The 13,717-nt window shown below is 69.8% G+C and carries 11 protein-coding genes; 4 read left to right on the plus strand and 7 right to left on the minus strand.

Annotation, left to right across the window (positions count from 1 at the left end):
* Window positions 1–3 precede the first annotated feature (3 nt).
* Together tesB and AAD027_RS13005 are read right to left on the minus strand one after the other, a co-directional pair.
* A complete protein-coding gene (tesB, locus tag AAD027_RS13000; protein ID WP_341726438.1) occupies window positions 4–912 on the minus strand; it encodes an acyl-CoA thioesterase II in 909 nt (302 codons plus the stop codon).
* 174 nt (window positions 913–1,086) lie between these two features.
* The gene (locus tag AAD027_RS13005; protein WP_341726439.1) at window positions 1,087–1,662 is read right to left on the minus strand and encodes an N-acetylmuramoyl-L-alanine amidase; all 576 of its coding nucleotides are present in this window, start codon (window positions 1,660–1,662) and stop codon (window positions 1,087–1,089) included.
* Window positions 1,663–1,758: 96 nt separating this feature from the next.
* Here AAD027_RS13005 and AAD027_RS13010 point away from each other — a divergent pair, with 96 nt between their 5' ends.
* The 3 genes from AAD027_RS13010 to rlmKL all read left to right on the plus strand — a co-directional run bounded on the left by AAD027_RS13010 (window position 1,759) and on the right by rlmKL (window position 5,035).
* The gene (locus AAD027_RS13010; protein WP_341726440.1) at window positions 1,759–2,250 is read left to right on the plus strand and encodes an MOSC domain-containing protein; all 492 of its coding nucleotides are present in this window, start codon (window positions 1,759–1,761) and stop codon (window positions 2,248–2,250) included.
* Complete coding sequence (locus AAD027_RS13015) at window positions 2,250–2,789, plus strand: hypothetical protein (protein ID WP_341726441.1); 540 nt, start codon at window positions 2,250–2,252, stop codon at window positions 2,787–2,789. The genes AAD027_RS13010 and AAD027_RS13015 overlap by 1 nt, the downstream gene beginning before the upstream one ends.
* Window positions 2,790–2,899: 110 nt before the next feature.
* Complete coding sequence (gene rlmKL, locus AAD027_RS13020) at window positions 2,900–5,035, plus strand: bifunctional 23S rRNA (guanine(2069)-N(7))-methyltransferase RlmK/23S rRNA (guanine(2445)-N(2))-methyltransferase RlmL (RefSeq protein WP_341726442.1); 2,136 nt, start codon at window positions 2,900–2,902, stop codon at window positions 5,033–5,035.
* Between the two features lie 40 nt (window positions 5,036–5,075).
* Here rlmKL and AAD027_RS13025 read toward each other — a convergent pair whose 3' ends face one another.
* The 3 genes from AAD027_RS13025 to AAD027_RS13035 all read right to left on the minus strand — a co-directional run bounded on the left by AAD027_RS13025 (window position 5,076) and on the right by AAD027_RS13035 (window position 7,700).
* The gene (locus AAD027_RS13025; RefSeq protein WP_341726443.1) at window positions 5,076–5,918 is read right to left on the minus strand and encodes a cyclic di-GMP-binding domain-containing protein, MshE-related; all 843 of its coding nucleotides are present in this window, start codon (window positions 5,916–5,918) and stop codon (window positions 5,076–5,078) included.
* Window positions 5,919–5,962: 44 nt separating this feature from the next.
* The gene (locus AAD027_RS13030; protein WP_341726444.1) at window positions 5,963–6,331 is read right to left on the minus strand and encodes a response regulator; all 369 of its coding nucleotides are present in this window, start codon (window positions 6,329–6,331) and stop codon (window positions 5,963–5,965) included.
* A gap of 115 nt (window positions 6,332–6,446) precedes the next feature.
* On the minus strand, window positions 6,447–7,700 hold the full coding sequence (locus tag AAD027_RS13035; protein ID WP_341726445.1) for a serine hydrolase domain-containing protein: 1,254 nt from the start codon (window positions 7,698–7,700) through the stop codon (window positions 6,447–6,449).
* 395 nt (window positions 7,701–8,095) lie between these two features.
* Here AAD027_RS13035 and AAD027_RS13040 point away from each other — a divergent pair, with 395 nt between their 5' ends.
* Complete coding sequence (locus AAD027_RS13040) at window positions 8,096–10,894, plus strand: di-heme oxidoredictase family protein (RefSeq protein ID WP_341726446.1); 2,799 nt, start codon at window positions 8,096–8,098, stop codon at window positions 10,892–10,894.
* Between the two features lie 37 nt (window positions 10,895–10,931).
* On the opposite strand, the gene AAD027_RS13045 is transcribed toward AAD027_RS13040, so the two are convergent.
* Window positions 10,932–12,446: a CoA-acylating methylmalonate-semialdehyde dehydrogenase gene (locus AAD027_RS13045; protein ID WP_341726447.1), complete on the minus strand. Its 1,515-nt coding sequence runs from the start codon at window positions 12,444–12,446 to the stop codon at window positions 10,932–10,934.
* 99 nt (window positions 12,447–12,545) lie between these two features.
* On the minus strand, window positions 12,546–13,661 hold the full coding sequence (gene ald / locus AAD027_RS13050; RefSeq protein ID WP_341726448.1) for an alanine dehydrogenase: 1,116 nt from the start codon (window positions 13,659–13,661) through the stop codon (window positions 12,546–12,548).
* Between the last annotated feature and the right edge of the window lie 56 nt (window positions 13,662–13,717).

Consider the following 13,717-nt stretch of genomic DNA (forward strand, 5'->3'; position numbering starts at 1 on the left):
CGTTCAATCCTTGGCCGGAACGGCGGACGCGGCTACCGCGTCCGGCACCACGCGGATCAGGCCCTCCTGCGAGGTGCTGGCGATCAGCCGGCCCTGGCGGTCGAAGATCTGTCCGCGCGCCAGCCCGCGCGAACTGGTCGCGCTGGGGCTGTCGATGGAATACAGCAGCCAGTCGTCGGCGCGGAACGGACGATGGAACCACAGCGCGTGGTCCAGCGAGGCCATCTGCACGTTCGGCTGGTAGTAGCTGATGCCGTGCGGATAGGTCGCGGTGCCCAGCAACTGGAAATCGGAGGCGTAGGCCAGCAGGGCGCGGTGCAGTTCGGGCGAATCGCCGACCGGCTCGCTCAGGCGGAACCACACCTGCTGGAACGGCGGGCGCTTGGGCGGATTGAGTTCGTCGCGCGGATACACGTGGCGGAACTCGAACGGCCCGCGCCGCGACAGCCAGCGCTGCACCTTGATCGGCAGCGTCGCCATCACCTCGGCCGGAACGGCCGGCGCGGGTTCGATGTCCTCCGGCTGCGGCACTTCCGGCATCGACAACTGGTGTTCGGCGCCTTCTTCCTCGGCCTGGAACGAGGCCGCGCAGAAGAACACCACGCGGCCGTGCTGGATGGCGGTCACGCGGCGCACCGAGAAGCTGCCGCCGTCGCGGGTGCGGTCCACTTCGTAGACGATGGGCGCCTCGATGTTGCCGGCGCGCAGGAAGTACGCATGCAGCGAGTGCGCGCGGCGCGGCGCTTCCACGGTGGCCTGCGCGGCCGACAGCGCCTGCCCCAGCACCTGCCCGCCGAACACGTACTTGGTGCCGATGTCGCGGCTCTGGCCGCGGAACAGGTTGTCCTCCAGCCGCTCCAGCGACAGCAGTTCGATTAGTTCGGAGACGACGGGTTCGGGAGTGGGGGACAAGGGCGCGGTGCCTGTGGCGTTGACTGGGAAATTATAGCGGCCGCCCTGTAGGAGGGGCTTTAGCCCCGATGCCTTTGCCTCATCTGGCGGAAAAGCATCGGGGCTAAAGCCCCTCCTACAAGGGGGCGGGTCGCTGTGGCAAGCGTTCCGGAGCTGCCTTATGCACGGCGCACGCTACGGCACCAGCCGTTCCAGCGTGGTCGCCCGCATCACCGCGTCCCAGGGGAACAGCGGGCCGGGGTCCATCTTGCGCGGCACCCGCACGCGGGCGTCGTCGCTGGCGGGCTCGTGGGTGGTGTCCAGGTCCTCGTGGCCGGCGATGTACTTCAGCGCGGGCAGTTCGCGTTGCAGCGAGGCCAGCAGGGCGATCAGCGAAGCGATCTGCGCGGGCGTGTAGGGCTCGTCCATCCGCTGGCTGCCGCTGGCCAGCCAGTGCGGGTAGCGGCCGGTGTTGACCAGTTCGATGCCGACCGCGCGGTCGTTGTAGCCGCGCACGTGGTGGGCGATGCGTTCCGGGCGCACGTAGACATGCACGCGGCCGTCGCGGTCGATGTAGTAGTGGCCGCTGTTGCCGGTGCCGGAGGGGTACAGGACCCGTTCGCCGGCGCGGCGGGCGTCGTCCAGCGCGGGCAGTTCGGTGCAGTGGATCACCACCAGGTCGATCTGCGCGCGCGGCCGGGCTTGCAGCTTCAGCTCGTAGGGCAACGGATCGACGACGGGTTCCGGGGCGGGGGGCAGGTCGGGCAGCATGCGCGGCATGCTAGCAAGCCCGCGCGGGGCGGGGCGACGGGTGGTCCGGTAAACTGGCGGCCTTCGCAGGCCATTGCCCGTCGCTGGAACCGTCCCATGCCGCTGTCTCCCGACTCCCCGCTGGCCAGGCTGATGGCCACCCTGCCGCGCGCCGGCCGGGTGGAATGGATCGGCCTGCGCCCGGCACGCGATGAAGTCATGGTGGCCGTCGAGCGGGCGGAAGCCACCGCCGGCGGCGGCCTGGCGGGCGACCGCTACAAGGGCGGCAGCGGCAAGCGCGGCATCACCCTGATCCAGGCAGAGCACCTGCCGGCGATCGCCGCGCTGGCGCAGCGTCCGGACCTGCAGGCGTCGCTGCTGCGGCGGAACGTGGTGGTGTCGGGCATTCCGCTGGTCGCGTTGAAGGAGCGCCGCTTCCGCGTCGGCAGCGTGGTGCTGGAAGGCACCGAACCCTGCGACCCGTGCTCGCGCATGGAGGACGCGCTGGGGCCGGGCGGCTACAACGCCATGCGCGGCCACGGCGGCCTGTGCGCGCGCATTGTCGAAGGCGGCAGTTTCCGCGTGGGCGATGCGGTGGAGGCGCTGTGATGCGGGCGTCCGGCGTGCGCGGCCACTGCATTCTTTCGCACGGTTTCGAGAGCGGCCCGGACGCCACCAAGGTCACCGCGCTGGCCGACGTCGCCGAACGGCTGGGCTGGACGCACGAGCGCCCCGACTACACCGACCTGGACGCCCGCCGCGAGGTCAGTTCGCTGGGCGACGTGTCCGCCAGGTTGCAACGCCTGCTCGGACTCGCGCGTGCCGCCGCCGCGCGCGGTCCGGTGGTGCTGGCCGGTTCCAGCCTGGGCGCGTACATCGCCGGCCGCGTTTCGCTGGAAGTGCCCACGCAGGGCCTGTTCCTGATGGCGCCGCCGGTCGCGATGGGGCCGCTGCCGGAACTGGATGCCGCGCCGGTGCCGGTGTCGGTGATCCATGGCTGGGACGATGAGCTGATTCCCGCGCAGCAGGTGACCGATTGGGCGTTCGCGCGCCGCGCCCGCCTGCTGCTGGTCAACGATTCCCACCGCCTGTCCGGCCATGTGGCCGATTCGGCGGAGGCGTTCGGGCAGTTGCTGTCGTCGCTTTAACTCTCGTCGTCCCGGCGCATGCCGGGACCCAGCGACTTCCATCGCTGCGAACAACGCCACTGGATCCCGGCCTGCGCCGGGATGACGATCCTTATAGATTTGAGGTTGCCTTGAAATTCTTCGTCTCCTGCGCCAAGGGCCTGGAATACCTGCTCGCCGACGAACTGCTCGCGCTGGGCGTGCCCACCGCGACGGCCACCATCGCCGGCGTCAACGCCGACGGCGAACTGGCCGATGCGCAGCGCGCCGTGCTGTGGTCGCGCCTGGCCAGCCGCGTGCTGTGGCCGATCGCCGACTTCGACTGCCCCGACGAGCAGGCGCTGTACGACGGCGTGGCCGCCATCGCGTGGGAACGGCACACCCGCCCGGAACTGACCTTGGCGGTGGACGCGCACGTGTCCGGCGAAGCCATCACCCACGCGCGCTATGCCGCGCAGCGGGTGAAGGACGCCGTGGTCGACCGCCTGCGCCAGCAGGGCGTGGAACGCCCCTCGGTGGACGTGGAGCAGCCCGACGTGCGCATCAACCTGTCGCTGCGCAAGGGCCGCGCGACGGTATCCATCGACCTGGGCGGCGGGCCGATGCACCGTCGCGGCTGGCGGCAGGCGCAGAACGAGGCGCCGCTGAAGGAGAACCTGGCCGCGGCCGTGCTGATGCGCGGCGGCTGGCCGGCGCTCTATCACGAAGGCGGCGCGCTGCTGGACCCGATGTGCGGCAGCGGCACGCTGCTGATCGAAGGCGCGCTGATGGCCGCCGATGTCGCGCCCGGCCTGCAACGGCACGGCAATGCGCTGCCGTCGCGCTGGCTGGGCTTCGACGTGGAGGCGTGGCGCACGCTGTTCGCCGAAGCGGTGCGGCGCGAGGCGGAAGGGCGCAAGGCATTGAGGCCGGCCTTCTTCGGCAGCGACATCGACCTGGGGGCGATCCGTGCCGCGTGCGACAACGCGGTGCTGGCCGGTCTCGCGGGCCAGCTGCAATTCGATGCACGCGACGTGGCGCAGTTGCCGGTGCGCGAGGAAGCGCGCGGCCTGGTGGTCTGCAATCCGCCGTACGACGAGCGCCTGGCCGCCGACGCCGCGCTGTACCGCGCGCTGGGCGATGCGCTGCAACGCGCGGTGCCGCAGTGGCGCGCCAGCCTGTTGTGCGGCAATGCGGATCTGGGCTACGCCACCGGCTTGCGCGCCGGAAAGAAATACCAGATGTTCAACGGCGCCATCGAGTGCGCGCTGATCGTCTGCGACCCCATCGCCGTGCCGGCCCGCGAGCCGCGCGAAGCGCGGCCGCTGTCGGAAGGCGCGCAGATGGTGGCGAACCGCATCCGCAAGAACCTGAAGAAATTCAAGCGCTGGCGCGAACAGGAGAACGTGACCTGCTATCGCGCCTACGACGCCGACCTGCCGGAATACGCGGCGGCCATCGACGTGTACACGGAGGAGGGCGGCGAGGGCCGCACCTTCCTGCACGTGCAGGAATACGCGGCGCCGGCCACCATTCCCGAGCCGGACGTGCGCCGCCGCTTCAGCGAATTGCTGGCGGCCACGCGCGAAGTGTTTGCGGTGCCGCAGGAACGGATCGCGGTGAAGTCGCGCGAGCGCGGCAAGGGCGGCGCGAAGTACGGCCGCTTCCTGCAGCGCGACGAGTTCATCGTGGTGCGCGAGTCCGGCGCGCTGCTGCGGGTGAACCTGTTCGACTACCTGGACACCGGCCTGTTCCTCGACCATCGCCCGCTGCGCAAGCGCATGGCGCAGGAAGCGCGCAGCAAGCGCTTCCTCAACCTGTTCTGCTACACCGGCGTGGCCAGCGTGCAGGCGGCGGTGGCCGGCGCCGCGACGACCACCAGCGTGGACCTGTCCGGCACCTACCTGCAGTGGTGCGCCGACAACCTGGCCGAGAACGGCCTGGGCGGCGCCGAGCACCGGCTGGTGCAGGCCGATGCGGTGCGCTGGCTGGAAGCCGAGCGCGGCGAATACGACCTGGTCTTCTGCGACCCGCCGACGTTTTCCAACTCCGCGCGTGCCGACGACTTCGACGTGCAGAAGGAGCACGTGCGCCTGCTGCGCGCCGCCGTGGCGCGGCTGGCGCCCGGCGGCGTGCTGTACTTCAGCAACAACTTCCGCCGCTTCCGGCTGGACGAGAACGCGGTGGCCGAATTCGCCCGCTGCGAGGACATCAGCGCGAAGACCATCCCGGTGGACTTCGAGCGCAATGCCCGCATCCACCGGGCCTGGCGATTGACGCGGGCCTAGTGCCGGCGCCCCCGTCGCCTCGCGGCGGGGGTGGGGCGTATCAGCCGACGACCAGGACGAAGGCGCCGCGTTGCGAGTTCATGGTCAGGGCCAGCGTATTGCCGGTGGCGGCCAGGTCGGCGGCGGTGAGGGCGGTCGAGGGCGGATGGGCGCGGTAGGACGCGTCGTCGGGCAGGGTGTCGCGCACCACGTAGCCCATCAGCACGTTGACCAGTTCGCCCAGGGCGTCCAGCGCCAGTTCGTCGTCGCATTGCTCCGGCGCGATCGACAGGAAGGCGCAGGCCATCGACTGCAGGGTGGCGCGCGCGCAGCCGATGCCGACCAGCAGGGGATGGGCCGCTTCGATGCGCACGTGCGCCGTGACCTCGCAACCGGCCAGCGTCGCGGCATCGGCGATGCCCGCCGCCTGGCACTGGCTGTCCAGCAGGCGCGGGAACAGGCGGTTGCAGACCCGGATGGCGCTGGTGACGGTGTCGGCGAGCGCGTGGCCGGCGATGCCGAGCGCCAGGGCGTGGTTGGCTTCATCCAGGTCCTGTCGGTGCGCGGCCAGCTCGGCTTCCAGTCGCTCTCGGCTCAATGCGCCCTGTTCCACCAAGATTTCGCCGAACAGCTTGCGTCCCGATTTCTGCGCAGCCAGCAGCACGTCGAGCTGCGCGGCATCCAGCAGGCCCATTTCCCGCGCGATGTCGCCGAAGCGGCGGTCCTCGGCGCGCTGCCGCTCGTTGATGCGGCGCGCCTGCGCGGCCGTCAGCATGCCGTGGTGGACGGCCAGTTCGCCCAGCAGCGGATTGGTGGCGCGTTGCGCCTCCAGCGCCGCGAGCAATTGCGTGGACGTGATGCTGCCCCGCTCCAACAGGAACTGGCCCAGGAATTTTGCTGCCATGGTGTGGCCTCGTGCAGATGTCGGTATGAGGAAAGGCGTGCCGGTCAGGCGACCGCTTCGTGCAGCACGCGATCCATCACGTCCGGATCGATCGGCTTCTGCAGGTAGGACCTGGCGCCCAGCTTCAGGCACTCCTCGATATCGCTCTGCGCGCCCAGTGAGCTCAGGATCACCACGCGGGCGGCGGGATCGTGGGCGAGGATCCGCGCCAGCGCCTGCTTGCCGTCGCATTCGGGCATCACCAGGTCCATCAGCACCACGTCCGGCTTCAGCGCCTGGTACTGGCTGACCGCTTCGTTCCCGTTGCCGGCTTCCCCCACCACGTCGAAACCGGAGTCGGCCAGTTGCCGGGCGGCCAGCATGCGCAATGCGCGCGAATCGTCGCAAAGCAGGACGGTAGGACGTGACGTCATCGTGATGGATCCCCTGGTCAGCAAGAACGCGACGCGGCAGGCGCGAGGCACGGAACAACCTGAGAGCCCTATCGGCGCGTCGCGGGGATTCTTGAGGGCGGCGTATCGCCTGGCGCTACTCCGCGCCGGACGGCTCCGTCCCTGATGCCAGCGTTTCCTCGACCCGGCTGAAGGCGGAATGCGCGCCGGGTCGGACGGTGTCGATCCCCGTCGCGAAGTAGGCCACGCCGGTGCCGTTCTCCATGTCCAGCCACAGGCCCGACAGCAGGCCGTAGGCGTTGCCCGCATGGCCCACGCGCGGCACGCCATCGCCGAACGGGTCGTCGCCGCAGGCCGGGGACGGGGTCGCCAGCGTCTGCACCGCCAAGCCGTAACGGCAGAAGAACGCCTTGGCGGACGCGTCGGACCCGCCTTCGTCCTCTTCGTGGGTGACGCCGTTGTCGCCGGTGTACGTCCAGACCGGCTGCGTCAGCGCGGCGACCGATCCGGGGCGCAACAGCCGCATGCCATCCACTTCGCCGCGGTTCAACAACATGCGCCCGATCTTCGCCAGCCCGTTGGCGGAGATGCGCAATCCGCCCTGCGGCGAGAACAATGCGCCGTTGTCGCCGGCTTTCCAGCGCGCCAGATCGCAATCCTCTCCCTCGGCCACCACGACGGAACAGGCGGGCTTGCCGCCGTGGTGGTCGTCGCGCACCGGCTTGCCTTCGCGGTAGAGCACCACGGCGCGGGCGGCGGTGGTCGCATCGCAACTCTCCCAGTTGTAGCAGGCCTTGATCCGGAGGGGCGCCAGCACCAGGCGATCCATCAGGCGGTCGAAGCGCTCGCCGGTGGCGCGCTCCATGATCGTCGCCACCAGCGGGAAGTTGAGATTGGTGTAGCGGAAGAACGTGCCCGGTGCATGGTCGGCATCCCATGCCTTCGGGTCGTCCAGGATGTCCTTGAGCCGTCCGCCCAGCGGTGTGGCGTAATAGCCCGCGGCATCGGTGAGGCCGGACCGGTGCGACAGCAGCAGGCGCAGGGTGATGGGCGCATCGGGGAACCGTGGATGCCGCAGCCGCCAGCCGAGCAGCGGCGACACGTCGGCATCCAGTTCGAGTTCGCCTTCCTCCACCAGTCGCATCGCGGCGATGGCGACGACCAGCTTGGAAATGGAAGCGATGCGTACCGGATCGTCGGCGGTGACGTGGCGGCCGGCCGCCCCGTCCGCCCTGCCTTCGGCCCGCGTGGAGACTACGCCCTCACTATCGAACGCCACCCGTACGCGCGCGACGGTCTCGCCAGCGCAGGCAAGGGAAGGCAGCATCGCCACGAGACAGGCGAACGCGACACGATGGAGGATGCGGTGCGGGACTCGACGTGCCTGCATGTGCCTTGCGCCTCCCAGGGAACCGGCAACGACTTTACTTCATCGCCGTGTCGCCATGGATCCGGCCGGATACGTTCCGCCACGCCGTCGCGAGCGCGGTCCTTGGAGCCGGACAGGCGCGCTGCGTCCCATTCCGTGACGCGCGTCAATCCCTGCGCATGGCGCGTGCGCGTTGACATAATCGGACGGCCACCCGTGTGATCCAATGACGGGACGGCATTCCATCCGGACGAACACCGGGGATGCACGCATCGAGCGGTGGAGTGCGGTCCTGCCATCGGCCGGCGCGTCGTTGGGCAGTGCTGGCGGGTGGTGGAACACGACAGGGGATTGGAATGGACAGGAACGGAATACGTCATTCGTCTGCGCGCGCATCCATCGGGCTGTCATGGGCGATGGCGACGGCCTTGCTGCTGGCCGGGTGTTCCGGCGCGAGCCAGCAGGAGGATGACCGCTTCTGGGTGCTGGCCCCGGACGCATCCGGCCAGACTGCGGTCATGGCCGGCGGCTCGGCGGCGGTCGGCGCCAACGCCGCCGCCAACGTCAACGCTGCCGCGCGGCAGGAAACCGCCGCCGCCCAGCAGAACATCAACGTCGATCCGGTGCCCTCCGGCCGCTACCGCATCGGCAGCGTGCACAGCGGGCTGTGCGTGGAAGTGGCCGGCGGCAGTACCGCCAATGGCGCGCCGCTGGTGCAGGCGGCCTGCGACGGTACGCTGCGCTGGCAGTTCTTCGACATCACCCAGACCGCGACCGGCCAGTACAAGCTGGTCAACCTGCACAGCGGCAAGGCCGCCGACATCCCGGCCGGCTCGGGCGCCAACAACATCGTCATCCAGCAGTGGGACGACAACGGCACCGGCGCGCAGCGCTTCCGCCTGCAGCGCACCGCGGTGACCGACCGCTACCGCATCGTCAACGTCAACAACGGCAAGTGCTTCAACGTGGCGCAGGCCTCGACCAGCCCCGGCGCGTCGCTGGAACAGGTGACCTGCGGCGAGGCCGCCTCGCAGTTGTTCCACCTGGCGCCGGGCGAACCCACGCCCATCCGCATGCCCGGCTCGCAGCCGCTGATCCCGCCACCACCGCCGGTGCCGCCCTCGGCCACCTACCAGCCGCTGCTGTGGCCGGACGATGCGTTGCCGGTCCACGACACGCTGGAGGACGGCACGCTGGTCACCCGCGTCGGCGGGCGCGTGCGCGACCGCCATGCGCGCGAGCCCATCGTCGACGACAGCTACCAGGTGTTCCCGCCGCACTATTTCGAGCGGCGCACGCACGAGATCCTCATCTACGACAACGCGGTGGCCGGCGATCCAGAACAACGCATCCTGACCGTGGTGGTGAAGCCGCAGCACTACTGGTACGGCACCAACTTCCGCCATGGCTTCATCGGCCGGCGCGGCGACGACCCGCTGGAACCCACCTCGGTGGCGCTGTACGCCGACAACGGCGGCATGAAGATCCTGCCCGGCGGCGTGTTGACGCGGACGCCGATCCCTAACTACGCCGCGCTCGGCCAGGATCCCAACGGCAACTACACGCCGCCGGCGGGCGTACCCGGCAACAACTTCGTGCTGGTCAAGGAAATCCGCACCGCCGCCAACGAGGGCCACCGTCCGCTGCGCAAGGGCGACCTGGTGGAGTTCGAGCTGGGCATCTTCCTGGCCGGCAACCCGGACGTGATCGGGCGCTTCAACTACTACGCCGAGGCGCTGGTCTACCGCGCCGGCGCGCACGGCATCGTGTCGTGGTTCCGCGGTCCCGGCTATGGCGTGCAGCGGCCGCTGGATTCGTTGCCGATGCCCGGCGAAGCCTTGCTGGGCGGGCCGTGGATGACGTTGCACGAGGATACTTCCAGCGAACCCTACCGCATGCTGATGCAGGCCTCGCACAACATCGCCAGCTACAACATGCAGCCGTGGGTGGAAGGCCGCCGCCTGTTGCACACCTCGTTCGTGTCCGGCCTGCACTCGGAAGGCAGCAACACCGTGTTCACGGCGCAGGCCGGCAAGAGCGCGCCGCGCTTTTCGCAAACGCGCTGCGTGGACTGCCACGCGGGCAACGGCAAGAGTTCGCCGGCGACCAACACGCCGTTGAGCCGGCTGGGCGTGTTCGTCGGTACGCGCGGCGCCAACAACACGCAGTCGCCGGACGCGCGCTTCGGCCTGCGCCTGCAGCAAGGCGTCTACCGCGAAGGCGGCGCCAACGTCGATGGCCGCGAGGCCGAGCTGGTGCTCACCGGCTACACCGAGACCAGCGGCCGTTACGGCGACGGCACGGCCTACGTGCTGCGCAAGCCGAACTACGCATTGCGCGACCGCAACGGCCAGGCGCTGGCGTTGCCCACCGCGCTGTCGGTGCGTGCGGCGCCGTCGCTGGTCGGCCTGGGCCTGCTGGAAGCGGTGCCGGAGCAGGCGCTGGAACGGTTGGCGATCGACCAGCGCAGCGACGCGGACGGCGTGGCCGGCCGCCTGCAGATCGTCGCCGACCCGCGCGACGCGGGCATGAACCGCGTCGGCCGCTTCGGCTGGAAGGCCGGCGCGGCCACGCTGGAGCAGCAGACGTCGCTGGCCTTCAATACCGACCTGGGCGTCACCTCGCCGTTGATGAGCCAGCTGGAATGCGCGCGCGGCAGCGCCGGCGCGGCCTGCGCGCAGGTCGACAACGGCAGCGCCAGGCTGACGGCCGCCGACATCCACAAGACCACGTTGTACCTGAGCCTGCTGGGCGTGCCGCCGCGGCGCAGCTTCGACAATCCGCTGGAGCAGAATGCGCAGGCGCGCCAGTTGCAGGCCGTGGTGAAGCGCGGACAGCAGATGTTCGAGGCGGCCCGCTGCACGGCCTGCCATGTGCCCGCGCTGCGCACCGGCCACCACCAGTTCGTGGAACTGCGCTACCAGGACATCAAGCCCTACACCGACCTGCTGCTGCACGACATGGGCCCCGGCCTGGCCGACACCTACGTGGAAGGCCGCGCCACCGGCAGCGAATGGCGCACCGCGCCGTTATGGGGCCTGGGCACGGCGGCGGCGATCGATCCCAGCGTGCGCTACCTGCACGACGGCCGCGCCGCCACGCTGGAAGAGGCGATCCTGTGGCATGGCGGACAGGCCAGCGCGGCCAAGCAGCGATTCGAGGCCATGCCGCTGCAGGACCGGCGCGCCCTGGTGGAATTCCTGAAGTCGCTGTAGCGGCACGCACGGACGCGGGCGGGCGCGTCCGTGCGGCTCACTTCATCGTCGGCATCACGAACTCGGCCGCGTGCGTGTCCGGCCAGCGGGCGGTGATGGTCTTCAGGCGCGTGTAGAAGCGCACGCCGTCCGGACCATGCACGTGCAGCGGGCCGAAGATAGAGCGCTTCCAGCCGCCGAAACTGTGGAAGGCCATCGGCACGGGGATCGGTACGTTGATGCCGACCATGCCGGCCTGCACGCGATGGGCGAACTCGCGCGCGGCGCCGCCGTCGCGGGTGAAGATGGCGGTGCCGTTGCCGTACTCGTGTTCGTTGACCAGCTTCAGCGCGGCCTCGAAATCCGCTACCCGCACCACGCACAGCACCGGGCCGAAGATTTCCTCGCGGTAGATGCGCATCGACGGCGTGACGCGGTCGAACAGGCAGCCGCCGAGGAAGAACCCGTGGGAACGGCTTCCAGCCGCGAGTTCCCGCCCGGTGTCCGGTTCGAAACCACGACCGTCCACCACCAGCGTGGCGCCTTCGGCCACGCCGGCGTCCACGTAGCCGCGCACCTTGTCGCGGTGCGCGGCGGTAACCAGCGGGCCCATTTCCGGATCCAGGCAGCCGGGGCCGATCTGCAGCGCGGCCACCTTGGGCGCGAGTTTCTCCACCAGCGCGTCGGCGATGGCGTCGCCCACGCAGACCGCCACCGAGATCGCCATGCAGCGTTCGCCGGCCGAGCCGTAGCCCGCGCCCAGCAGTGCGGAGACCGCGCCCTCCAGGTCGGCATCGGGCAGCACCACCATGTGGTTCTTGGCGCCGCCCAGCGCCTGCACGCGCTTGCCGTTGGCGCTGCCGCGCGCGTAGATGTACTCGGCGATGGGCGTGGAGCCGACGAAGCTGACCGCCTGCACGCGCGGCTCGTCCAGCAATGCATCCACGGCCACCTTGTCGCCGTGCACCACGTTGAACACGCTGTCCGGCAGCCCGGCCTGATGCAACAGGTCGGCCATGAACAGCGATGCCGACGGGTCGCGTTCGGACGGCTTCAACACGAACGTGTTGCCGCAGGCGATGGCGACCGGGAACATCCACAGCGGCACCATCGCGGGGAAGTTGAACGGGGTGATGCCGGCGGCCACGCCCAGCGGCGCGTACTCGCTCCAGGAATCCACGTCGCGGCCGACGTTCATCGAGTGCTCGCCCTTGAGCAGGTGCGGTATGCCGCAGGCGAACTCGACCACTTCCAGCCCGCGCGTCACTTCGCCGCGCGCGTCGGACAGCACCTTGCCGTGTTCGGAGGTGATGACCTTCGCCAGGTCGCCGGCGTGCCTCTCCAGCAATTCCTTGAAGCGGAACATCACCCGCGCGCGGTTGAGCGGCGTGGTTCCGGCCCAGGCGGGGAAGGCGGCCGACGCGGCATCGACCGCCCGGCCCACTTCAGCGATCGAAGCCAGCGGCACGCGCGCGGTGACGGCGCCGGTGGCGGGGTCGAAGACGTCGCCGAAGCGGTCGCTTTCGCCGTCCACCCGCTCCCCATTGAAGAAGTGGTGCAATGGGCAGCTCATGCAGTGTCTCCGGTGGTTTGTAGGAGCGGGCCATGCCCGCGATGCTCTATCCGGATGGCAGGAGCATCGCGCCCATGGGGCGCTCCTACAGGTGTGGCATTACGCCAGCGCCTCGCGCGCCGGCACGTAGGGGTAGCCCAGGTCGTCGGCGACGGCCTGGTAGGTGATCTTGCCGGCATGCACGTTCAGGCCATTGAGCAGGTGCTCGTCGTCCAGCAGTGCCTGCCTGGCGCCCTTGTTGGCCAGCTGGATCGCATAGGGCAGGGTGGCGTTGGTCAGCGCGAAGGTAGACGTGCGCGCGACGCCGCCGGGCATGTTGGCCACGCAGTAGTGGATGATGCCGTCCACTTCGTAGGTCGGGTTCTGGTGGGTGGTGGCCTTGCTGGTCTCGAAGCAGCCGCCTTGGTCGATCGCCACGTCCACCAGCACCGAGCCCGGACGCATCAGCTTGAGCTGGTCGCGCGCGATCAGCTTGGGCGCGGCCGCGCCGGGGATCAGCACCGCGCCGATCACCAGGTCGATGTAGGGCAGGCGTTCCTCGATGGCGTCGTGGGTCGAATAGATGGTGGTCAGGCGATCGCCGTAGACTTCGTCCAGGTACTTAAGCCGGTCCAGCGAACGGTCCAGGATGGTGACGTGGGCGTTCATGCCCATCGCCATGCGCGCGGCGTTGATGCCGACCACGCCGCCGCCGATCACCAGCACCTCGGCCGGCTTCACGCCCGGCACGCCGCCCAGCAGCACGCCGGAACCGCCCTGCGCCTTCTCCAGCGCGTGCGCGCCGGCCTGGATCGACATGCGCCCGGCCACTTCGCTCATCGGCGCCAGCAGCGGCAGGCCACCCTTGCGGTCGGTGACGGTCTCGTAGGCGATGCAGGTGGCGCCGGAGGCGACCAGCGCCCTGGTCTGCTCCGGGTCCGGCGCCAGGTGCAGGTAGGTGTAGAGCACCTGGCCGGGGCGCAGCATCGCGCATTCCACCGGCTGCGGTTCCTTCACCTTGATGACCATGTCGGCGCGGGCGAAGATTTCCTCGGGCGTGTCGACGATCTGCGCGCCGGCCTTGACGTACTGCTCGTCGGTCAGGCCGATGGCCTTGCCGCCGTCGCGCTGCACGATGACCTGGTGGCCGTTGCTCACCAGTTCGCGCGCGCCGGCCGGGGTCAGGCCGATGCGGTACTCGTGGTTCTTGATTTCCTTGGGGACGCCAATCAGCATGTTTCTCTCCAGTAGCGGGGTGGGGCCTCGCGCGTGGGGAGCGCTGCTGCCGTTGG

Source organism: Pseudoxanthomonas putridarboris (genome assembly GCF_038321125.1).
Lineage (GTDB): Bacteria > Pseudomonadota > Gammaproteobacteria > Xanthomonadales > Xanthomonadaceae > Pseudoxanthomonas_A > Pseudoxanthomonas_A putridarboris.